The organism is Halomonas sp. SL1 (assembly GCF_003030865.2).
Classification (GTDB): Bacteria; Pseudomonadota; Gammaproteobacteria; order Pseudomonadales; family Halomonadaceae; genus Halomonas; species Halomonas halophila.
Genome location: NZ_PYUQ02000021.1, coordinates 156,291 through 175,347, shown reverse-complemented (window position 1 = coordinate 175,347; position 19,057 = coordinate 156,291). Strand labels below are relative to the sequence as shown.

Genomic DNA, 19,057 nt, shown 5'->3' with positions numbered 1-19,057 from the left:
ACCGACATCGAGCTGGCCGGCGGGGCGCGCTGCCTGGGCTGGGAGGTGCTGGCCCTGGGCCGGCCGGCAAGCCGGCTGCCCTATGTCTCCGGCGTCATCGAGCAGCGTTTTCGCCTGACCCGCGAGGGGCGCCCGCTATGGTGCGAACGCCAGGTGCTGGATCCGACCCATCGTCGCTTCCGCGGCGCCTGGGGGCAGGGGGGCGCCAGGGTACAGGCGACGCTGTGGGCGGTGGGGCTCGATGACGAGGCGGACGTGATCGCCGAGCTGCGCGAGGCGCTGCCGGCGAGTCGGGAATGGGCGGTGACGGTGCGCCAGGGCGTGCTGCTGCTGCGCTACCTGGGCAATGAACGCAACGTCGCCTGGGCGCTTTGCCAGCGGGCCTGGGAAGTGCTGCGCCCGCGGCTGGCGGGGCGGCCGGCCAGCGTGCCGCGCATCTGGCTGACCTGACGGACTGACACCAGCCGGGGCCTGGCCCGCCACGCCCTGGCATCGAACGATCACGATATGGCGAGGGAGTGACCGCGATGGAACTGACCCCGAGAGACAAGGACAAGCTGCTGCTGTTCACCGCCGGCCTGCTGGCCGAGCGGCGCCGCGACCGTGGCCTGAAGCTGAACTATCCAGAGGCCGTGGCGCTGATCAGCTGCGAGATCATGGAAGGCGCCCGCGATGGCAAGAGCGTCGCCGAGCTGATGGGCGCGGGCCGCGAGATCCTCGGACGCGACGACGTCATGGAGGGCGTGGCCGAGATGGTCGACGAGGTGCAGGTGGAGGCCACGTTCCCCGACGGGACCAAGCTGGTCACCATCCATCACCCCATCGTCTAAAACTGGCTGTACTCGATCAGTTTTTCGTCAATGGGATAACCGCCAATAACGAAGAGGGAGCATCGATGATTCCCGGTGAATATCGGCTTCAGGACGGCGAGATCGCACTCTGCGAGGGGCGTGAACGGATCACCCTCGAGGTGGCCAATACCGGCGACCGCCCGGTGCAGATCGGTTCCCACTATCACTTCGCCGAGGCCAACCCGGCGCTGGTCTTCGATCGGGACCTGGCGCGCGGGCGTCGCCTCGACGTGGCCGCGGGCACGGCGATCCGCTTCGAGCCCGGCCAGTCGCGGGAGGTGACGCTGATCCCGTTCGTCGGCCATCGGCGCATCTATGGCTTCCGTGGCGACGTCATGGGCAGCCTCGATCAGGGAGAAACTTCATGAGTGCATCCAAGGACGCGCCCAACACCACCCCCAGCAAGATCAGTCGCCAGGCCTATGCGGACATGTACGGCCCCACGGTGGGCGACCGCGTGCGTCTGGGCGACACCGAGCTGTGGATCGAGGTCGAGCGTGACGCGACCCATTACGGCGACGAGGTGAAGTTCGGCGGCGGCAAGGTGATCCGCGACGGCATGGGCCAGAGCCAGCGCGTGGACGACGCGGTCATGGACACCGTCATCACCAACGCCCTGATTCTCGACTGGTGGGGCATCGTCAAGGCCGACGTGGGCCTCCAGGGCGGGCGCATCGCGGCCATCGGCAAGGCCGGCAACCCGGACACCCAGCCCGACGTGGAGATCGTCGTCGGCCCCGGCACCGAGGTGATCGCGGGCGAGGGCAAGATCCTCACCGCCGGCAGCATCGACGCCCACATCCACTTCATCTGCCCGCAGCAGGTGGAGGAGGCGCTGGCCAGTGGCGTGACCACCATGCTCGGCGGCGGCACCGGTCCCGCCACCGGCTCGAACGCCACCACCTGCACCCCCGGCGCCTGGCACCTGGGCAAGATGCTGCAGGCGATCGACACCCTGCCGATGAACATCGGCCTGCTCGGCAAGGGCAACGCCAGCCTGCCCGAGGCGCTGGAGGCCCAGCTCGAGGCCGGCGCCATGGGCCTCAAGCTGCACGAGGACTGGGGCACCACGCCGGCCTCGATCGACACCTGCCTGTCGGTGGCCGAGCGTTTTGATGTGCAGATCGCCATCCATACCGACACCCTCAACGAGTCGGGCTTCGTCGAGGACACCCTGGGGGCGTTCAAGGAACGCGCCATCCACACCTATCACACCGAGGGCGCCGGCGGCGGCCACGCGCCTGACATCCTGACCGCCTGCGCCAAGCCCTACGTGCTGCCGTCGTCGACCAACCCGACTCGGCCTTATACCGTTAACACCATCGACGAGCATCTCGACATGCTGATGGTGTGCCATCACCTCGACCCGAACATCCCCGAGGACGTGGCCTTCGCCGACTCGCGCATTCGCCGCGAGACCATCGCCGCCGAGGACATCCTCCACGACCTGGGGGTGATCTCGATGATCGCTTCGGACTCCCAGGCCATGGGGCGGGTCGGCGAGGTGATCTGCCGCACCTGGCAGACCGCCCACAAGATGAAGATCCAGCGCGGCCTGCTGCCCGAGGACGAGGCGCTCGGCGCCGACAACTTCCGCGCCAAGCGCTATATCGCCAAGACCACCATCAACCCGGCCATCACCCACGGCATCGGCCACGAGGTGGGCTCGGTGGAGGTCGGCAAGCTGGCCGACCTGGTGCTGTGGGACCCGGCCTTCTTCGGCGTCAAGCCGGCGCTGATCCTCAAGGGCGGCATGATCGCCGCCGCGCCGATGGGTGATCCCAACGCCTCGATCCCGACCCCGCAGCCGGTGCACTACCGGCCGATGTTCGGCGCCTTCGGCCGCGCCGCCAGCGCCACCCGGGTGACCTTCGTCAGCCAGGCGGCGCTGGATGCGGGGATCAAGGAGCGGCTGGGGCTCGACAGCGAGCTGGTGGCGTGCCGTAACGTGCGCGAGGTGCGCAAGGGCGACATGAAGCTCAACGATGCCTGCCCGGAGCTCAGCGTCGACCCGCAGACCTACGAGGTGCGCTGCGACGGTGAACTCCTGACCTGCGAGCCGCTGGCCGAGCTGCCCCTGGCCCAGCGCTATCACCTGTTCTAAGGAAGTGACGATGCTGACATTGACCGAACGCCTGGGGCCGATCGAGGAGAGCGCCGCCGTCGATACCCTGACCCTCGACTACGCGACCCGCACGCGCGGGCGCTTCAAGGCCAGCTCCGACGGTGGCCGCGAGGTCGGGATATTCCTCGACCGCGGGCCGGTGCTGCGCCACGGCGACGGGCTGACCGGCGAGGATGGACAGACGATCCGCGTCCAGGCCGCCGTGGAGCCGGTGGTTACCGCGCGCCTCGAGTCGGGCCTGCCGCTGGCGCGGCTGAGCTATCACCTGGGTAACCGCCACGTGCAGCTCGCCATCGGCGCCGATGTCGATGCGGGGTCTACCGGTCTGGGCTGGGTCCGCTTCCCGCCGGATCACGTGCTGGAGGAGCTGGCCGAGCGCCTGGGCGCGCGGCTCGAGCACCACGAAGCGCCCTTCGATCCCGAGCCAGGCGCCTATGCACGCGCCGGGGAGGGGGGGCATCACCATCACCACGGCCACCATCACGGTCATGACCATGCCCACTGAGTCGAGCGACGACCTGGCGCTGCTGGGGCTGATGCAGCTGGTCAGCCCGGCGTTGCCGATCGGCGCCTTCGCCTGGTCCCAGGGCCTGGAAAGCGCCTTCGAGCTCGACTGGGTGTGCGGCGAGGACGATCTCGGCGAGTGGCTGGAAGGCGTGCTCGACGACGGCTTGGCACGCTGCGAGCTGCCGGCCCTGGCGCGTTTCATGGCGGCCTGGGCCGAGGACGACGTCGAGGCGCTCGAGCACTGGAACGGCTGGCTCGCCGCCACCCGCGAGACCGCCGAGCTCGCCGCCGAGGAGGCACGTCTCGGCAGCGCCTTGACGCGGCTGGTGACGAGCCTCGGGCTGACGCCGGACGAGCCCTACCGGCTAGAGGGCATGGGCTATGTCGGCGTCTTCGCCTGGCTGGCGCTGGCCCGGGGCGTGACGCCGCGCCAGGCGCTGCTCGGCTTCGCCTGGGCCTGGCTCGAGAACCAGCTCGCCGTGGCCTGCAAGGCGCTGCCGCTCGGCCACACCGCCGCCCAGCGGCTGATCGAGCGCCTGCGCCCGTCGCTGGTGGCGGCGACGGACGCGGCCCTCGAATGCGACGACGACGCACTCGGGCCGATGCTGCCCGGCCTGGCGCTGGCCAGCGCCCAGCACGAGACCCAGTACTCGCGGCTGTTTCGAAGCTAGAAGGCGACCGCTGGTGTGGTGAGGCCAGTGCGTCGCCAGCACCGGGACCGCTTCAGGAACACAGAAGATTCAGGAAAGTAAAAAGGAGAGACAATATGACCCATTGCCTGCGTATCGGCGTCGGCGGCCCGGTGGGCTCCGGCAAGACGGCGTTGCTCAAGCAGCTGTGCCGGGCCCTGCGTGATCACTACGATATCGCCGTGGTCACCAACGATATCTACACCCGCGAGGACGCCGACTTCCTGACCCGTCACGAGGCGCTGCCGGCGGATCGTATCCTCGGCGTCGAGACCGGCGGCTGCCCGCACACCGCCATCCGCGAGGACGCCTCGATGAACCTCGCCGCCATCGACGACCTCCAGGCACGCCACCCTGAGCTCGAGCTGGTGCTGGTCGAATCTGGCGGCGACAACCTGTCGGCGACCTTCAGCCCCGAGCTCTCGGATCTGACGCTCTACGTGATCGACGTCTCCGCCGGCGACAAGATCCCGCGCAAGGGTGGTCCGGGCATCACCAAGTCGGATCTCTTGATCATCAACAAGATCGACATCGCCGAGCAGGTCCACGCCTCGCTCGCGGTGATGGAGCGCGACGCGAAGATGATGCGCGGCGAGCGGCCCTTCGTGTTCACCAACCTGCACGACGGGGTGGGGCTCGAGGAGATCATCGCCTTCATCCTCGACCGCGGCATGCTGCCGGAGCGCCGGCCCCAGCACGCCGACGCAGACTGATCGTCACCAATGCCATGTTCGTCGGGGACAAGACAAAGCGAGGGTCCTACGCCAAGGGTGAGGAGCATAGCTCCGAACGGGCCGGCCATGGATGGCCGGCACAGGCCCTGCAAGCGGCGCAGGATGCGAAAGCGCCGCAGGGCGTCGGTAGCACCCAGGGAAGGGTTTACAGCGCCCTCGCTGGTCTTGGCGCCGGACGAGCGTCATTTCTGCAAGCCACTCTGATTATCACGGCAAGGAGATCGCCATGAACCTCTCATCCCTCGTTCGCTCGCGCGCCCTGGGCGCCGCTTCCCTGATGCTGGTGGCCGGCAGCGCCTGGGCCCATCCCGGTCACGAGGTCGCCGGCGGCGGCTTCGCGGCGGGCCTGAGCCACCCGCTGTTTGGCCTCGATCACCTGCTGGCGATGCTGGCCGTCGGCCTGTTCAGCGTGCGTCAGTCGGCCTCGATGGGCCGCTTCGTGCCGCTGCTCGCGGTGGGCGGCATGCTGCTCGGCGCCGGCCTGGCCTGGGGCGGCGTGGCGCTGCCGGGCGTGGAGTTCGGCATCGCCATGAGCGTGCTGCTGGCCGGCGTGCTGGTCGCGGCCCTGGCCCGCGTGCCCGCGGCGCTGGGCAGCGTTGCCGTGGTCACCTTCATGGTCTTCCACGGCCATGCCCACGCCGCCGAGATGCCGCACGGGGCCAGCACCCTGCTGTACCTGGCCGGCTTCAGCCTGGCGACCCTGGCCCTGACCGTTGTCGGTCGCCGCGTCGCCGGCTGGTTGATGACCCGCGAGCAGCGGGTGCTGCGCGGCCTGGGCGCGGCCATCGCCGCCATGGGCGCGTTGTTCGCCATCGGCTGATCGCACGCCGCAGGATGTCTTCGCGCCCGGCCTCGTGCCGGGCGCGCTGCGTCGAGGCCAGCCCCGCGCTATGCTGGCGCCGATAAGCGAGGGCGATGGTGTCCTCGATGGCTGCCAGGGAGGCGCGACATGAGAAGCGGGACGGGGAGACGACGGATGTGGCCATGGTGGCTCGGGGTGCTGCTGCTGGCGTGGCTGGCCATGGGCGTCTGGCAGCGCTACAAGCCGCTGCCGGAGGGCGTGGGCCAGGCCCATCCGCTGCGCGTGGCCGAATCGCCGCGGCTGCTGACCGACGAGACCTGGTACGACGCCGCGGGCGAGCGCCATCGCCGCCAGGCGATCTTCGACGAGGCGCTGGCGATGATCGGCCAGGCGCAGCGCCTGGTGGTGGTCGACATGTTCCTGTTCAACGACTTCGCCGGGGCGGCCGACGGGGTCGACTTCCGCCCGCTGTCCGCGGAGCTCACCGAGGCGCTGGTCCGTCAGCGGCGCCGCCATCCCGAGCTGCGCGCCATCCTGATCACCGATCCGCTGAACACCCTCTACGGCGGCCTCGAGCTCGACCACCTCGAGCGCCTGCGCCAGGCCGGCGTGGAGGTGGCGATCACCGATCTGAATCGGCTGCGCGCCTCCAATCCGCTGTGGTCGGGACTGTGGCAGCTGGGGCCGCGCTGGCTCGGCAATCAGGTGTCCGCCGGCTGGCTGCCCAATGCGCTGGGGCCGGGAGACGTCACCCTGCGCAGCTATCTGGCGCTGGCCAACGTCAAGGCCAACCATCGCAAGACGCTGGTGGTGGACCAGGGCGACGGCTGGGCAGGGCTCGTGACCTCGGCCAACCCCCACGATGCCAGCAGCTTGCACGGCAACGTGGCGCTGCGCGTCGAGGGCGCGGCGGCCCTCGATCTGCTGGCCTCGGAGCGCGCGGTGGCGGGCTGGTCCGGCGTCACCGTGCCCGGCCCCGCGCCGCCGCCCGCCGAGGACGACCTGCCTGGCGCTCGCCTGCAGCTGCTGACCGAGGGCGCGATCCGCGATGCGCTGGTCACCGCCGTGGAGCGGGCCGGGGAGGGCGATCACCTCGACGTGGCGGTGTTCTATCTGGCCCATCGCGAGCTGATCGAGGCACTGATCGCGGCGCGTCGGCGCGGCGTCGAGGTGCGGGTGCTGCTCGATCCCAACCGCGAGGCCTTCGGCCTCGACAAGGGCGGCATTCCGAATCGGCCGGTGGCCGACGAGCTGGCGGCGGCCGGCATTCCGGTGCGCTGGTGCGTGACTCGTGGGGAGCAGTGCCACACCAAGCTGCTGATGCGCCGGACCGCCGATGGGAGTGAGGTCGAGCTGATCCTGGGCTCGGCCAACTTCACCCGTCGCAACCTCGACGACCTGAACCTGGAGACCAGCGTGCGGCTGCTGGGCCCGCCCAGCCTGCCGGCGCTGGCCGACGCCGAGGCGTTCTTCACCCGCCGCTGGCACTCCACGCCGGAACGCACCACCAGCCGGCCCTATGACGAGTCTGATGCCGCCGGGGCGGTGGATGTCTGGCGCTACCGGCTGATGGAGGCCTCGGGGCTCTCGACGTTCTGAACGTTGGCCATTCGGCTTTGACAGCCTCGCCGCCGCCGACCAGCTTTAAGCTGCCTGCGGGCGATCCGAGATGACAAGGGAGAAAGGGCATGGAACGGTTCTGGCTAGGCGTGAAACTGGTGCTGCTGGCGCTGGTGGTGGTATTGATCGTGCAGAATCTGAATCTGGTCCAGGTGCGCCTGCTGACCTGGAGCTTCTCGATGCCGCTGGCGCTGCTGATCGCGGCCCTCTACCTGCTGGGCATGGTCAGCGGCCGCAGCCTGATGGGGCTGGTAAGGCGGCTGCGCGGCCAGCAAGGGCACGCCAAGCACCACTGAGACACCGGCGCCGGAGGTTCGGGCGGTCATCGGCTACTCGACGTGGGTGACCGCCTGATGCCGTGAGTCCAGATGCCACGGCAGGCCCAGGCGGGCGTTACGCTCCAGCTCGGCGATCACCTGGGCGCCGAGCAGCAGGATGATGGCGCCCACTTCCAGGGTCAGCAGCACCACGATCAGCGTCGCCAGCGAGCCGTAGACGGCGTTGACGAACGACAGGTGGGCGAAGTAATAGACCAGCAGCAGGCGGGCGCCCTCCCACAGCAGCGCGGCGACGAAGCCGCCCACCAGGGCGCGCCTGAGCGCCACCTTGACCACCGGCATCACTTTGTAGATGGCGCTGAACAGCAGGAACACGCCGGCGAAGCTGGTCAGGTTCAGCGCCGTGTTCGAGAGCCCCGCCAGGGGCAGCTCCCTGCCCAGCAGCGCCATCCACAGCGTATTGACCGCATCCGCCAAGCTGACCAGCAGCGTCAGGCCCATCAGCCCCGCGCCCAGCACCACCATGAAGGCGTAGGGCATCAGCACCGAGACCCAGGCCGAGCGCCCGACGTGGGCGTCCGGGGCGTGGAAGATGATCGCCAGGGCGTCCTCCAGCATGCGAAAGGCGAAGGAGCTGAACACCAGCAGCACCGGCAGGCCCAGCACGCCGATCGCCTCGCGCGAGTCGAGCAGCGAGCGCACGGCGTCCAGCAGCACCTCGGCGTGGGCGGGCGTCAGGTGGCGCGCCTGGATGGCCAGCAGTGTGAGCAGCTGCTGCTCGTCGACCACCCGCGCGAGCAGGACCACCATCACCGCGAACAGCGGCACCACCGACAGCAGGATGTTGTAGCCCACGCCGCCGGCCAGCAGGATGCCGCGATTGCGCAGGAAGGCGCCGAGCACGCGCCATACGAAGCTCAGTACCCGCCGGCTGTGGCGAAAATGGCGAGACGACGAGGGGGCGCTGGCGGGAGGCGGTGTCATGGCGGGGCCGGGTCGAGGAAGTCTGACGGCATGATAGGCCGCTCGACGACGTTGGCGTCAATCCCGCCGCGGCCGGCGGACCGGTGCCGAAGACAGGTCGTTGAGGGGGTTTTTGCCAGGGATTGCAAACGTTAGCGCCCATGGATGGGTTCACAGCGCCCCTCGTAGACCTGTCAACGGCGGGTGATCCTGTCTGTCGTTTCCGGGCAGCGTGATGGCATTCACCGGCCGCCGGGACGGCGGGTATACTGATGGCCTGAGCCGCCCGGGCGGCCATCCCAACCGAGGTAAGGAGCAAGTCGTGATCGAAGGGGTCAAGCACATCGTCGCCGTGGCGTCCGGCAAGGGTGGCGTGGGCAAGTCCACCGTCACCGCCAACCTGGCGCTGGCCATGGCCGCCGAGGGCTATCGCGTGGGCGTTCTGGACGCCGATATCCACGGCCCCAGCCAGGCCAAGATGCTCGGCGTGGCCGAGGGCGCACGCCCCGAAGCGGCGGGCGAGAAGACCATGAAGCCGATGCGGGCCCACGGCCTGCAGGTGATGTCCATGGCGTTTCTGATCGATACCCGCGAGCCCACCGTCTGGCGCGGCCCGATGGTCGCCGGCGCCTTCCAGCAGCTGCTGACCCAGACCGTGTGGGACGACCTGGACGTGCTGTTCGTCGACATGCCGCCGGGCACCGGCGACATCCAGCTGACGCTGGCCCAGAAGGTGCCGGTGGACGGCGCGGTGATCGTCACCACGCCCCAGGACATCGCGCTGCTGGATGCGCGCAAGGGCATCGAGATGTTCCGCAAGGTCAACGTGCCGGTGTTCGGCGTGGTGGAGAACATGAGCCTGCACGTCTGCTCGAACTGCGGTCACAGCGAGCCGATCTTCGGCGAGGGCGGCGGCGAGCGCATCGCCGGGGAATACGACACCCGCGTGCTGGGCCAGCTGCCGCTGACGCTTGCGATCCGCGAGCAGGCCGACGGCGGCGAACCCACCGTGGTCGCCGAGCCGGACGGCGAGATCACTGCCAGCTTCCGTGCCATGGCCCGTCAGGTGGCCGAGCAGCTCGAGGGCGCCTCGCCCGACGCCGGCCCGGCGATCTCGTTCAGCGACTGAGGCCGCCGGCGGCGAGAACCGTGACGCCCGCCCCCGGGGCCGCTATCATGGCGGCCCCTATTCGTTTCGATTCCACCCAGCAGGACGACCCATGAGCATCAAATCCGACCACTGGATCCGCCGCATGGCCGAGCGGGAAGGTATGATCGAGCCTTTCGAGGCCGACCAGGTGCGCTATGTGAACGACCGGCGGGTGATCTCCTACGGGACGTCCAGCTACGGCTACGACGTGCGCTGCGCCGACGAGTTCAAGGTGTTCACCAACATCCACTCGGCGGTGGTGGACCCCAAGGGCTTCGACGATAACAGTTTCGTCGACGTCAAGGGTGACGTCTGCGTGATTCCGCCCAACTCCTTCGCCCTGGCGCGCACCGTGGAGTACTTCCGCATTCCGCGCAGCGTGCTGACCATCTGCCTCGGCAAGTCGACCTATGCCCGCTGCGGCATCATCGTCAACGTCACGCCGCTGGAGCCGGAGTGGGAAGGGCACGTGACCCTGGAGTTCTCCAACACCACCAACCTGCCGGCCAAGATCTACGCCAACGAGGGCGTGGCGCAGATGCTGTTCCTGGAATCCGACGAGGTCTGCGCGACCTCCTACAAGGACCGCGGCGGCAAGTACATGGGGCAGCGAGGTGTGACCCTGCCGCGAACCTGAGAAAGCGTCGATTGGCGGCTGCGCAAATTGTCGGCTTTCCGGGATTGCGATACCGCCTCGAAAACAAGACAGCCCCGCCGGCGAACCGGCGGGGCTGTCTTGTGTCTGGCCCGGGAGAAGCGCGAGCTTACTCCTCGTCTTCGATATCCTCGTCCAGCTCCTCGGCCGCGTCGGTGTGGGACATGCGTAGGCCCTGTTCCGGCAGCGGCATGCCGTCGAAGCGGGCGCCACCGTCGCCGAACTGCAGGCGACCTTCCAGGCACCACTTCACGGCGATCGGGTAGATCAGGTGTTCGCGGGCGTGGACCTTCTCCTTGAGGCTTTCCTCGGTCTCGCCGTCGGCCACCTCGACCGCCGCCTGGAGCAGCACCGGGCCGCCGTCGAGCTCCTCGGTGACGTAGTGCACGCTGCAGCCGTGCTCGGCGACGCCGTCGGCCAGCGCCCGGGCGTGGGTGTGCAGGCCCTGGTAGGCCGGCAGCAGCGAGGGATGGATGTTGATCAGCCGCCCCAGGAAGCGCTGCACGAAGCGCGGCGTCAGGATGCGCATGAAGCCGGCCAGCACCACCAGGTCGGGCTCGTGGCGCTCGATGACCTTGATCAGGGCGCCGTCGTAGGCCTCGCGGTTCTCGTACTCGCGGTGGGGCAGGGCGACGGCGTCGATGCTGGCCTCGCGGGCGCGCTGCAGGCCATAGGCATCGGCCTGGTTGGAGATCACCGCGACGATCTCGCCGCCCAGGCGGTCGTGGACCTGCTCGTCGATCAGCGCCTGGAGGTTGCTGCCGTTGCCGGAGATCAGCACCACCACCCGACGCGCCTCGGCGGGCTCGGGGGTGAAGTCCTGCAGGGTGTCGCTGCTGTAGTCGCTCTCGCTCATCCCTTCAGGTTCTCCAGCTGGACGACCTCCTCGTCGTCTCCGCGGGCGACGATCTCGCCGATGCGGTAGACCGTTTCACCGAGGCCCTGCAGGTGGGCGCGGGCCTGGTCGGCCTTGTCGGCCGGCACCGCGATGACCATGCCGATGCCGCAGTTGAGCACGCGGTACATCTCGTTCTCCTCGACGTTGCCCTGCTGCTGCAGCCAGTCGAACACCGCCGGGCGCTCCCAGCTGGCCACGTCGACGCGGGCGGCGGCGCCCTCGGGCAGCACCCGCGGCAGGTTCTCGGTCAGGCCGCCGCCGGTGATGTGCGACAGGGCGTGCACCGGCACGTCGGTTTCCTTGATCAGCGACAGCAGCGGCTTGACGTAGATGCGCGTCGGCGCGAGCAGCGCCTCGCCCAGCGGCTTGCCGTCGATGGCGGTGTCCAGGGAGGCCCCGGAGACCTCGAGGATCTTGCGGATCAGCGAGTAGCCGTTGGAGTGGGGGCCGGAGGAAGCCATGCCCAGCAGCACGTCGCCCTCGGCGACCTGACTGCCGTCGAGGATCTCGTCCTTCTCCACCACGCCGACGCAGAAGCCGGCCAGGTCGTAGTCGTTGCCCTCGTACATGCCGGGCATCTCGGCGGTCTCGCCGCCCACCAGGGCGCAGCCGGCCTGCTCGCAGCCGGTGCCGATGCCGGTCACCACGTCGGCGGCGATGTCCACATCGAGCTTGCCCGTGGCATAGTAGTCGAGAAACATCAGCGGTTCGGCGCCGGCCACCACCAGGTCGTTGACGCACATCGCCACCAGGTCGATGCCGATGCTGTCGTGTCGACCCAGGTCCATGGCCAGGCGCAGCTTGGTGCCCACGCCATCGGTGCCGGTGACCAATACCGGCTCGCGATAGCCGCTGGGCAGTTGGCACAGGGCGCCGAAGCCGCCCAGGCCGCCCATCACCTCGGGACGGCTGGTACGCTTGGCGACGCCCTTGATGCGGTCGACCAGCGCATTGCCGGCATCGATATCGACGCCGGCGTCCTTGTAGCTGAGGGAGGCGCCGCTCGGGCGGTTGGTGGAATCGGTCATGGCCTGTCCTGTATGAACATTGCGGTCAATGAGGCCCGCGACGCTGTCGGCGCCGCCGGGCTGGGCAAGATGGGGCGTGAATTGTAGCATCACGACGCACGGCTCGCACCGCCGTGCCGGGCATCACACAGGGAGAGCGAGATGCGCAGACAGGGGTGGGTCCTGGCCGTTACGGCGGCGCTGGGGCTGTGGTTCTTCATCAGCATCGAGCCGGTGCTGATGCCGTTCTTCGTCAGCATGGTGCTGGCCTATCTTGGCGACCCGCTGGCCGACCGGCTGGAAGAGAAGGGGCTGTCGCGGCGACTGGCGGTGTCGCTGGTGTTCCTGCTGCTGACGCTGATCATCGTGCTGACGCTGCTGCTGGTGATTCCGCTGCTGGGGCGTCAGATCGGCCAGCTGGCCCAGCTGCTGCCGGCGGCCCTGGACTGGGTGCAGGTCACGGTGCTGCCCGAGTTCCGCGAACTCACGGGCATCGACCTGGGCACCGATTTCGACCAGCTGCGTCGGGCGTTGCTCGACAACTGGCGCGAAACCGGCACCGTGGCCGCGACCCTGCTGGCCAAGGCCTCGAAATCGGGGCTGGCGCTGGCGGCCTGGATCGGCAACCTGGCGCTGATCCCGGTGGTGACCTTCTACCTGCTGCTCGACTGGGACGTGCTGGTGGCCAAGCTGCGCGGTTCGCTACCGCGCCAGTGGGAGCCGGCGGCGGCGCGCCTGGGCCACGAGTGCGACGAGGTGCTGTCGGCCTTCCTGCGCGGCCAGCTGATCGTGATGCTGTGCCTGGGCGTCATCTACGCCGTCGGCCTGACCCTGCTGGGGCTCAAGTTCGGCCTGCTGGTCGGCCTGCTGTCGGGACTGGCCAGCATCGTGCCCTACCTGGGCGTGATCGTCGGCATCAGCGTCGCTGGCCTGGTGGCCTTCTTCCAGTTCGGCGACTGGCTGATGCTGCTCGCCGTGGCCGGGGTCTTCGGCTTCGGCCAGCTGGTCGAGAGCACGGTGCTGCAGCCCAAGCTGCTGGGCGACAAGATCGGCCTGCACCCGGTGGCGGTGATCTTCGCCGTGCTGGCCGGCGGCCAGCTGTTCGGCTTCACCGGCATCCTGCTGGCGCTGCCGGTGGCCGCCGTGGTGATGGTGGTGTTGCGTTATCTTCACGAGCATTATAAAAACAGCACACTTTACGATGCGGGACGCGGCCCCCAGGACGAGGAGTCACCATGAGTCGATCACCCGCGCAGCTCCCGCTGGGCGTGGGGCTGCGTGACGACGCCACCTTCGCCAACTTCCACCCCGGCCCCAGTGCCACCCTGGTCGATCACCTGACGCGGCAGCTGGACGACGACGGCGAGCCCTTCCTGTACCTGTGGGGCGGCGAGGGCGTGGGTCGCAGTCACCTGTTGCAGGCCGCCTGTCACGCCGCCTCGGACCGCGACCGTCGCGCGCTTTACCTGCCGCTGGAGGAGCTCGGCCATTTTCCGCCGCTGATGCTGGAGGAAGTGGAACGTCTCGATCTGGTCGCCATCGATGACCTGGAGCGCGTGGTGGGGCGCAAGCGCTGGGAAGAGGCACTGTTCCACGCCTTCAATCGCCTGCGTGACGCGGGCAAGCGGCTGGTGATCGCCGCCGAGGCGCCACCGCGTCAGCTGACGGTCAAGCTGCCCGACCTGGCCTCACGGCTGACCTGGGGTATGACCTTCCACGTACAGGGGCTGGGCGACGACGACCGCCTGACCGCCCTGCAGCTGCGGGCTCGGGTGCGCGGCATGCAGCTGCCGGATGAGGTGGCGCGCTACATCCTCCATCGCGGGCCGCGCAGGCTGGAAGCGCTGTTCGATGCCCTGGAAACTCTCGATCGCGCCTCGCTCTCCGCCCAGCGCAAGCTGACCATTCCCTTCGTCAAGCAGGCGCTGGGCTGGTAGCAGGGAGATGACGTTCACCCCTGATGGCGACACAGCCAGTCGGTATCGAAGCGGAAGGCGTTGAGGACGTCGTCCTGGGTGAAGCCATAGCCTTCCAGAGTGTCTTCCCAGGCCTGGGTATTGCGATAGTCGAGCAGCACCTCGTCGAAGGCGTCGCGTAGCGTGGTGGCGTCCTTCGGGAAGGCGAAGGCGCCCCAGCTGCGCACGATCTCCCCTTTCACCTTTGGATCCTCGAAGCCCTGCACGATCTCGACGCCGGGGTGCTGTGCGTCCAGTTGGCTCACGGTGAGCCCGGTGCCGGCGTAGGCGTCGGCCCGGTCGGCGAGCAGGGTGTCGATGGCCGCCGCATTGTCGTCGATGCTCACTACCCGGTCATCCGGGACGCCCAGCGCCGACATGATGTCGACCTGGGTCGCGCCGGCGAGTACCGCGACGCGAATGTCGTCGCGTTCGGTGAAGTCCTGGTAGCCGTTGATCTCGAGCGGATTGGAGGCGCGCACCAGCAGGCCTTCCCCGTAGGAGGTATTGGGGGCCGAGAACAGCACCCGCCGGCAGCGCTCGGGGCGAATCGCCATCTCGGCAGCCGCCATGTCGAAGCGGCCCTCCTCGAGGCCGGGTATCAGGTCGCCGAAGGCGGTCACCTCCCACTCGATGTCGTCGATGCCGATTTCACCGAGCACATGGCGGGCGACGTCGGGGCCTGCTCCTCTTGCCTCGCCGTTCTCATCCAGGTAGCCATAGGGCGCTTCGTCGGCCACCGCGACCCGAATGCCACCGCGCGCCTGAAGCGTGTCGAGGTCGGCTGCGAACGACTGGATGGCGACGGTCATCGCCAGCGGCAGTGCCGCCCAACGGACGCGCGTGGTCCAGTCGGCGTCGTACATGCTCCGTTTCATGTCGTGTCTCCCGTCCGACCTGGCGACGCAGGGCGACGCAGGCCTCGACTTCAGGGTAGAAGCCTGCCGGGAGGGGTGCCATCGGAGGCGTCAGCGATTGAGCCGTACCTCGCGATGCTGGCCGTCGGAGAGCGACACCTGATGGACGATCACCCGGCGCTTGCCGCTGGTGGGGTCGACCACGCTGCCGGAGACATAGAAGCTGCCGGACGGCAGGCCGCGCAGCATGAAGTAGCCGTCGCCGTCGGTGCGGGCGGTGTGGGTGTAGGCCCGGGCCCGTGGGTCGGCGGGCTCCACCGCGCGTCCGGCCAGGGCCTGTTCGGCGGCCTCGGCGGAGTAGGTGGTGATCGGCGCCACCGAGACCGTCTCGCCGCGGCCGACCACGGTGCCCGAGACGGTGTCCAGGGTCAGCCGGCCGCTGAGGGCGGCGCTGCCGGTCTTCTCCAGGGCGGCGTACTCGTCGGCGGGGAAGGCCACCTGGCGTGGCACGCGGCCCTCCGGCGACGGTGCCGTGTCGGGGGCCCGCTCGCCGATGTCGATCACCTCGGCGGGGCCGCGCCGCGTGGCGCCGTCGGGCGGCAGTATCTGGCAGCCGGTGAGGATCATGCCCATCAGGATGGGCAGGAAGGCAGGTCGCATGGCGCACGTCGTTGCGCGGTTCATCGTACTGGTCATCGCACTCTTCATCGCACTCTCCCGTGAGGGTTGGCCCTGTGCGGGGGAGAGCTTAACGCATATGCACAACGAAAGGGCCACCGCCGATGGCGGTGGCCCTGGGAGACTGTCTGACCCTGGGGCTTACTTGGCGGCCTTGGTCGCGGTGGCCTGCTTGACGTTCTCTTCGGTCAGCTTCTGGCTCTGCTGGACGAAGTCCTGCTGCAGGGAGACGACCTTCTCGGCGTCGCCCTTCAGGCGCTCGGTGAGGTCCTTGGCGACCTTCTGCTGGCCTTCCATGTAGCTGCGCAGGCCTTCGGCATCCTTGACGTCGAGCAGGGCGCGAAGCTGGGCCATGCCGGTTTCGCTGTAGGCGCGACCGGCCTCGAGCTGGGCGTTGGTCAGCTTCTCGGCGAAATCCACGGACAGGCTGGCATAGGCACGGGCCGGGCCGAAGAACATGGACTCGAACTGTTCGGTGAACTGCTTGGTATCGAAGTTTTGCATCGTCTTCGCCTCCTGTGATGGCGCACGTTGCGAAGGCCTGGGCGGGATGCCGTCGCCTTCTCTCTTCTGTTGCAATGCACAATAGCAGCGCATTTTGTGCAGTGCAACATCTCCGTTTCGGCTTTTCGTCGTGTCGGCGTCTTGCAAGCCGGCGGGCGCGCCACCATGGTGACAGGAGACCATCAGCCAGGAGGCGAACATGAGCGAGCACCGCATCGAGCGCGACAGCATGGGCGAGCTGGAGGTCCCGGCCGATGCCCTCTACGGCGCCCAGACCCAGCGGGCGGTGAACAACTTCCCGGTATCCGGCCGGGCGATGCCGACCGGCTTCATTCATGCCATCGCCCGCATCAAGCTGGCGGCGGCCCGGGTCAATCGCGACCTGGGGCTGCTGGACGCGGCCAGGGCCGAGGCCATCGAGGCGGCCGCGGAGGCGGTGATCGCCGGCGACCACGACGACCAGTTCCCGGTGGACGTCTTCCAGACCGGCTCCGGCACCTCCAGCAACATGAACGTCAACGAGGTGATCGCCCATCTGGCCAGCCGCGATGGCCTGGAGGTAGGGCCCAACGATCATGTCAACATGGGCCAGTCGAGCAACGACGTCGTGCCCACCGCGCTGCATCTCTCGGCGGCGCTGGGCGTGGCCTGCGAGCTGCGCCCGGCGCTGGTGCACCTGCGCGGGACCATCGACGTGCGCGCCGAGGCGCTGGACGGCGTGGTCAAGACCGGTCGCACCCACCTGATGGATGCCATGCCGCTGCGCCTGAGCCAGGAACTCGGCGGCTGGTCGAGCCAGGTCGGCCAGGCCATCGAACGCTTCGACGACGCCATGGGGCGACTGTGCCGGTTGGCCCAGGGCGGCACCGCGGTGGGCACCGGCATCAACGCCCATCCCGAGTTCGCCAGCCGGATGGCCCAGGAGCTCGGCCGGCAGACCGGGCTTGCGCTTGCGCCCAACGACAGCTTCTTCGCCAGCCTCGGCAGCCAGGACGCCGCGGTGGAGCTCTCCGGCCAGCTCAAGGCGCTGGCCTGCACGATCATGAAGATCGCCAACGACCTGCGCTGGATGAACTCGGGGCCGCTGGCGGGGCTTGGCGAGATCGAGCTCGAGGCGCTGCAGCCGGGCAGCTCGATCATGCCGGGCAAGGTCAATCCGGTGATTCCCGAGGCCGCCGCCCAGGCCGCCGCCCAGGTGATCGGCCACGACGCGGCGGTGACGGTGGCGGGGCAGAGCGGCAACTTCCAGCTCAATGTCATGCTGCCGCTGGTGGCGGACAACCTGCTGGATTCGATCACCCTGATGCGCAATGCCGCCTGGCTGCTGGCCGACCGCGCCATCGCCACCTTCAAGGTGCGCGAGGATCACCTGAGCGAGCCGCTGTCGCGCAATCCGATCCTGGTGACCGCGCTGAACTCGGTGATCGGCTACGACGCCGCGGCGGCCATCGCCAAGAAGGCTTACCAGGCGGGGAGGCCGATCATCGACGTGGCGGACGAGGAGACCGACCTCGGCCGCGAGGAGCTCGAGCGGCTGCTCGATCCGGCGGCGCTGACCCATGGCGGCATCCCGGGCTAGCCCTCGGCGAGGTGGCCGGGAGCGTCAGTCGTCCTGCTCGCGCTCCCGGGCCTCTTCGATGGTCACCACTGCGTCTCGATGCTCTTCGGTCGTCGCTGTCGGGTTGTCGTGCTCGTCGGCGCGGGAGGGGCGATAGCAGAGCGTGGTCAGGATCGGGAAGTGGTCCGAGCCGAAGGGTGGCAGGCGCCGCATGCGCCGGAGGGTGAAATGCTCGCTGGCGAAGACGTGATCCAGCGGCCAGCGCAGCAGCGCGTGCTGGGCATGGAAGGTGCTGAACATGCCGCGCCCGCGGCGCGGATCGAGCATGCCGCTGACCCGGCAGAACAGCCGGGTGCTGCGGGACCAGGCCACGTCGTTGAGATCGCCCGCCACCACGGTGGGCACCGGGTCCTGGTGGATGAGCTTGGCCACCAGCATCAGCTCTCCATCCCGCCACAGCGACTCCTCGCTCTCGCTGGGCGCCGGCGGGCGCGGGTGCAGGGCGTGGAAGCGGATGTGATCGCCACTCTCCAGCTCGATGCCGCAGTGGATCGAGGGGATGTCGTCCTGGATCAGCCACTTGACCTTCGGGTCGACCAGCGGCCGGCGCGAATACAGGTGCATGCCGTAGAGGTTGTCCAGCGGCACGCGCACCGCATGCGGCCAGTCGTCGCCGAGTCCCTTGTCGAGGCGCTCGCCCCACCAGGCGTCGGACTCCAGCGTCAGGATCAGGTCGGGGTCCTGCTCGCGGATGATCGCGAGCAGGGCCTCGCTCTGGCGGTTGGGGGTCAGCACGTTGGCCACCAGCAGCGTCAGGCAGCGGTCCGGTCGGTCGTTCCGGGCGCGCTTCACCTGCACCGGCCACAGCGGCGTCCAGGGCAGGATGTAGCGCAGCTGGATGGCGAACACGATGACGCCCGTGGCGGCGATCCAGGGCGTCACGGCCGCATCGGCCAGCGGCGAGGCCAGCGCGCAGGCGGCGCCGGCGAGGCCGATCTGCAGGCGGGGAAACTCGCAGGCCCGCAGCCACCACCAGTGCCCGGGCACCCGGGCGATCAGGCTGGCCAGCAGGAGAAGGGCGGCGATCCCGCCGAGCAGCCATCCGTGCATGTCGCGTCATCCCTCCGGCATGTCCACCTCGAAAGGGCGTGACCTCACGCCCTCCTCAACGTGATGCAACTCGCTCTCCGGTGATCGGTACCGAGCCATCGCGGTGGCTGAAAGCA

At 68.9% G+C, this 19,057-nt stretch carries 22 protein-coding genes; 15 read left to right on the top strand and 7 right to left on the bottom strand.

The annotated features are described in order from the left end of the window. From C9J49_RS14845 to C9J49_RS14800, 10 genes are all read left to right on the top strand, one after another. Positions 1 to 450: urease accessory protein UreD (locus C9J49_RS14845; protein ID WP_146613017.1), on the top strand; the 450-nt coding region annotated here is incomplete at its 5' end. Positions 451 to 527: 77 nt separating this feature from the next. Continuing rightward, complete coding sequence (gene ureA / locus C9J49_RS14840; RefSeq protein WP_035595980.1) at positions 528 to 830, top strand: urease subunit gamma; 303 nt, start codon at positions 528 to 530, stop codon at positions 828 to 830. A gap of 65 nt (positions 831 to 895) precedes the next feature. Continuing rightward, positions 896 to 1,219 (top strand): urease subunit beta, encoded by a 324-nt coding sequence (locus C9J49_RS14835; protein WP_035595978.1) that lies wholly within the window; start codon positions 896 to 898, stop codon positions 1,217 to 1,219. Continuing rightward, a complete protein-coding gene (gene ureC / locus C9J49_RS14830; protein ID WP_107182015.1) occupies positions 1,216 to 2,955 on the top strand; it encodes an urease subunit alpha in 1,740 nt (579 codons plus the stop codon). The genes C9J49_RS14835 and ureC overlap by 4 nt, the downstream gene beginning before the upstream one ends. A gap of 10 nt (positions 2,956 to 2,965) precedes the next feature. Continuing rightward, on the top strand, positions 2,966 to 3,481 hold the full coding sequence (gene ureE, locus C9J49_RS14825; RefSeq protein ID WP_107182014.1) for an urease accessory protein UreE: 516 nt from the start codon (positions 2,966 to 2,968) through the stop codon (positions 3,479 to 3,481). Then, on the top strand, positions 3,471 to 4,154 hold the full coding sequence (locus C9J49_RS14820; protein WP_173835050.1) for an urease accessory protein UreF: 684 nt from the start codon (positions 3,471 to 3,473) through the stop codon (positions 4,152 to 4,154). Before ureE ends, C9J49_RS14820 begins: the two co-directional genes overlap by 11 nt. A gap of 95 nt (positions 4,155 to 4,249) precedes the next feature. Beyond that, positions 4,250 to 4,885: an urease accessory protein UreG gene (gene ureG, locus C9J49_RS14815; RefSeq protein WP_046080260.1), complete on the top strand. Its 636-nt coding sequence runs from the start codon at positions 4,250 to 4,252 to the stop codon at positions 4,883 to 4,885. Between the two features lie 247 nt (positions 4,886 to 5,132). Beyond that, positions 5,133 to 5,726: a HupE/UreJ family protein gene (locus tag C9J49_RS14810; RefSeq protein WP_046080261.1), complete on the top strand. Its 594-nt coding sequence runs from the start codon at positions 5,133 to 5,135 to the stop codon at positions 5,724 to 5,726. A 156-nt stretch (positions 5,727 to 5,882) separates the two neighbouring features. Further along, positions 5,883 to 7,307 (top strand): phospholipase D family protein, encoded by a 1,425-nt coding sequence (locus C9J49_RS14805; protein WP_107182013.1) that lies wholly within the window; start codon positions 5,883 to 5,885, stop codon positions 7,305 to 7,307. An 89-nt stretch (positions 7,308 to 7,396) separates the two neighbouring features. After that, a complete protein-coding gene (locus tag C9J49_RS14800) occupies positions 7,397 to 7,624 on the top strand; it encodes a lipopolysaccharide assembly protein LapA domain-containing protein (RefSeq protein ID WP_107182012.1) in 228 nt (75 codons plus the stop codon). A gap of 33 nt (positions 7,625 to 7,657) precedes the next feature. Here the strand turns inward: C9J49_RS14800 and C9J49_RS14795 are convergent, their stop codons facing one another. Beyond that, positions 7,658 to 8,590, bottom strand: coding sequence for a YihY/virulence factor BrkB family protein (locus tag C9J49_RS14795; RefSeq protein ID WP_046080263.1), 933 nt, complete (start codon positions 8,588 to 8,590; stop codon positions 7,658 to 7,660). Positions 8,591 to 8,894: 304 nt separating this feature from the next. Here C9J49_RS14795 and apbC point away from each other — a divergent pair, with 304 nt between their 5' ends. Then, positions 8,895 to 9,698: an iron-sulfur cluster carrier protein ApbC gene (gene apbC, locus C9J49_RS14790; protein ID WP_237022392.1), complete on the top strand. Its 804-nt coding sequence runs from the start codon at positions 8,895 to 8,897 to the stop codon at positions 9,696 to 9,698. A gap of 91 nt (positions 9,699 to 9,789) precedes the next feature. Further along, complete coding sequence (gene dcd, locus C9J49_RS14785) at positions 9,790 to 10,356, top strand: dCTP deaminase (protein ID WP_016854669.1); 567 nt, start codon at positions 9,790 to 9,792, stop codon at positions 10,354 to 10,356. Between the two features lie 127 nt (positions 10,357 to 10,483). Here dcd and purN read toward each other — a convergent pair whose 3' ends face one another. Both purN and purM read right to left on the bottom strand, forming a co-directional pair. Further along, positions 10,484 to 11,230 (bottom strand): phosphoribosylglycinamide formyltransferase, encoded by a 747-nt coding sequence (purN, locus tag C9J49_RS14780; RefSeq protein ID WP_107182011.1) that lies wholly within the window; start codon positions 11,228 to 11,230, stop codon positions 10,484 to 10,486. Beyond that, the gene (gene purM, locus C9J49_RS14775; protein ID WP_046080265.1) at positions 11,227 to 12,300 is read right to left on the bottom strand and encodes a phosphoribosylformylglycinamidine cyclo-ligase; all 1,074 of its coding nucleotides are present in this window, start codon (positions 12,298 to 12,300) and stop codon (positions 11,227 to 11,229) included. The genes purN and purM overlap by 4 nt, the downstream gene beginning before the upstream one ends. Positions 12,301 to 12,441: 141 nt before the next feature. Between purM and C9J49_RS14770 the strand changes: the two genes are divergently transcribed. Next, positions 12,442 to 13,518: an AI-2E family transporter gene (locus C9J49_RS14770; protein WP_046080266.1), complete on the top strand. Its 1,077-nt coding sequence runs from the start codon at positions 12,442 to 12,444 to the stop codon at positions 13,516 to 13,518. After that, the gene (gene hda / locus C9J49_RS14765) at positions 13,515 to 14,216 is read left to right on the top strand and encodes a DnaA regulatory inactivator Hda (protein ID WP_107182010.1); all 702 of its coding nucleotides are present in this window, start codon (positions 13,515 to 13,517) and stop codon (positions 14,214 to 14,216) included. Before C9J49_RS14770 ends, hda begins: the two co-directional genes overlap by 4 nt. A 14-nt stretch (positions 14,217 to 14,230) precedes the next feature. Here hda and ehuB read toward each other — a convergent pair whose 3' ends face one another. The 3 genes from ehuB to C9J49_RS14750 all read right to left on the bottom strand — a co-directional run bounded on the left by ehuB (position 14,231) and on the right by C9J49_RS14750 (position 16,273). After that, positions 14,231 to 15,112: an ectoine/hydroxyectoine ABC transporter substrate-binding protein EhuB gene (ehuB, locus tag C9J49_RS14760; protein ID WP_107182009.1), complete on the bottom strand. Its 882-nt coding sequence runs from the start codon at positions 15,110 to 15,112 to the stop codon at positions 14,231 to 14,233. A 90-nt stretch (positions 15,113 to 15,202) separates the two neighbouring features. Further along, entirely contained in the window at positions 15,203 to 15,751 is a 549-nt protein-coding gene (locus tag C9J49_RS14755; protein ID WP_246124651.1) for a hypothetical protein, read from the bottom strand. Positions 15,752 to 15,910: 159 nt separating this feature from the next. After that, complete coding sequence (locus C9J49_RS14750; RefSeq protein WP_107182008.1) at positions 15,911 to 16,273, bottom strand: phasin family protein; 363 nt, start codon at positions 16,271 to 16,273, stop codon at positions 15,911 to 15,913. A 199-nt stretch (positions 16,274 to 16,472) separates the two neighbouring features. Between C9J49_RS14750 and C9J49_RS14745 the strand changes: the two genes are divergently transcribed. Then, positions 16,473 to 17,852 (top strand): lyase family protein, encoded by a 1,380-nt coding sequence (locus C9J49_RS14745; protein WP_107182007.1) that lies wholly within the window; start codon positions 16,473 to 16,475, stop codon positions 17,850 to 17,852. A 24-nt stretch (positions 17,853 to 17,876) separates the two neighbouring features. Here C9J49_RS14745 and C9J49_RS14740 read toward each other — a convergent pair whose 3' ends face one another. Continuing rightward, entirely contained in the window at positions 17,877 to 18,941 is a 1,065-nt protein-coding gene (locus C9J49_RS14740) for an endonuclease/exonuclease/phosphatase family protein (protein ID WP_107182006.1), read from the bottom strand. Positions 18,942 to 19,057 lie beyond the last annotated feature (116 nt).

Bases quoted from the DNA above. Each gene is read 5' to 3' on its own strand.
- ureA (WP_035595980.1), top strand. From the start codon at position 528: ATGGAACTGACCCCGAGAGACAAGGACAAGCTGCTGCTGTTCACCGCC.
- C9J49_RS14835 (WP_035595978.1), top strand. From the start codon at position 896: ATGATTCCCGGTGAATATCGGCTTCAGGACGGCGAGATCGCACTCTGC.
- ureC (WP_107182015.1), top strand. From the start codon at position 1,216: ATGAGTGCATCCAAGGACGCGCCCAACACCACCCCCAGCAAGATCAGT.
- ureE (WP_107182014.1), top strand. From the start codon at position 2,966: ATGCTGACATTGACCGAACGCCTGGGGCCGATCGAGGAGAGCGCCGCC.
- C9J49_RS14820 (WP_173835050.1), top strand. From the start codon at position 3,471: ATGCCCACTGAGTCGAGCGACGACCTGGCGCTGCTGGGGCTGATGCAG.
- ureG (WP_046080260.1), top strand. From the start codon at position 4,250: ATGACCCATTGCCTGCGTATCGGCGTCGGCGGCCCGGTGGGCTCCGGC.
- C9J49_RS14810 (WP_046080261.1), top strand. From the start codon at position 5,133: ATGAACCTCTCATCCCTCGTTCGCTCGCGCGCCCTGGGCGCCGCTTCC.
- C9J49_RS14805 (WP_107182013.1), top strand. From the start codon at position 5,883: ATGTGGCCATGGTGGCTCGGGGTGCTGCTGCTGGCGTGGCTGGCCATG.
- C9J49_RS14800 (WP_107182012.1), top strand. From the start codon at position 7,397: ATGGAACGGTTCTGGCTAGGCGTGAAACTGGTGCTGCTGGCGCTGGTG.
- C9J49_RS14795 (WP_046080263.1), bottom strand. From the start codon at position 8,590: ATGACACCGCCTCCCGCCAGCGCCCCCTCGTCGTCTCGCCATTTTCGC.
- dcd (WP_016854669.1), top strand. From the start codon at position 9,790: ATGAGCATCAAATCCGACCACTGGATCCGCCGCATGGCCGAGCGGGAA.
- purN (WP_107182011.1), bottom strand. From the start codon at position 11,230: ATGAGCGAGAGCGACTACAGCAGCGACACCCTGCAGGACTTCACCCCC.
- purM (WP_046080265.1), bottom strand. From the start codon at position 12,300: ATGACCGATTCCACCAACCGCCCGAGCGGCGCCTCCCTCAGCTACAAG.
- C9J49_RS14770 (WP_046080266.1), top strand. From the start codon at position 12,442: ATGCGCAGACAGGGGTGGGTCCTGGCCGTTACGGCGGCGCTGGGGCTG.
- hda (WP_107182010.1), top strand. From the start codon at position 13,515: ATGAGTCGATCACCCGCGCAGCTCCCGCTGGGCGTGGGGCTGCGTGAC.
- ehuB (WP_107182009.1), bottom strand. From the start codon at position 15,112: ATGAAACGGAGCATGTACGACGCCGACTGGACCACGCGCGTCCGTTGG.
- C9J49_RS14755 (WP_246124651.1), bottom strand. From the start codon at position 15,751: ATGCGACCTGCCTTCCTGCCCATCCTGATGGGCATGATCCTCACCGGC.
- C9J49_RS14750 (WP_107182008.1), bottom strand. From the start codon at position 16,273: ATGCAAAACTTCGATACCAAGCAGTTCACCGAACAGTTCGAGTCCATG.
- C9J49_RS14745 (WP_107182007.1), top strand. From the start codon at position 16,473: ATGAGCGAGCACCGCATCGAGCGCGACAGCATGGGCGAGCTGGAGGTC.
- C9J49_RS14740 (WP_107182006.1), bottom strand. From the start codon at position 18,941: ATGCACGGATGGCTGCTCGGCGGGATCGCCGCCCTTCTCCTGCTGGCC.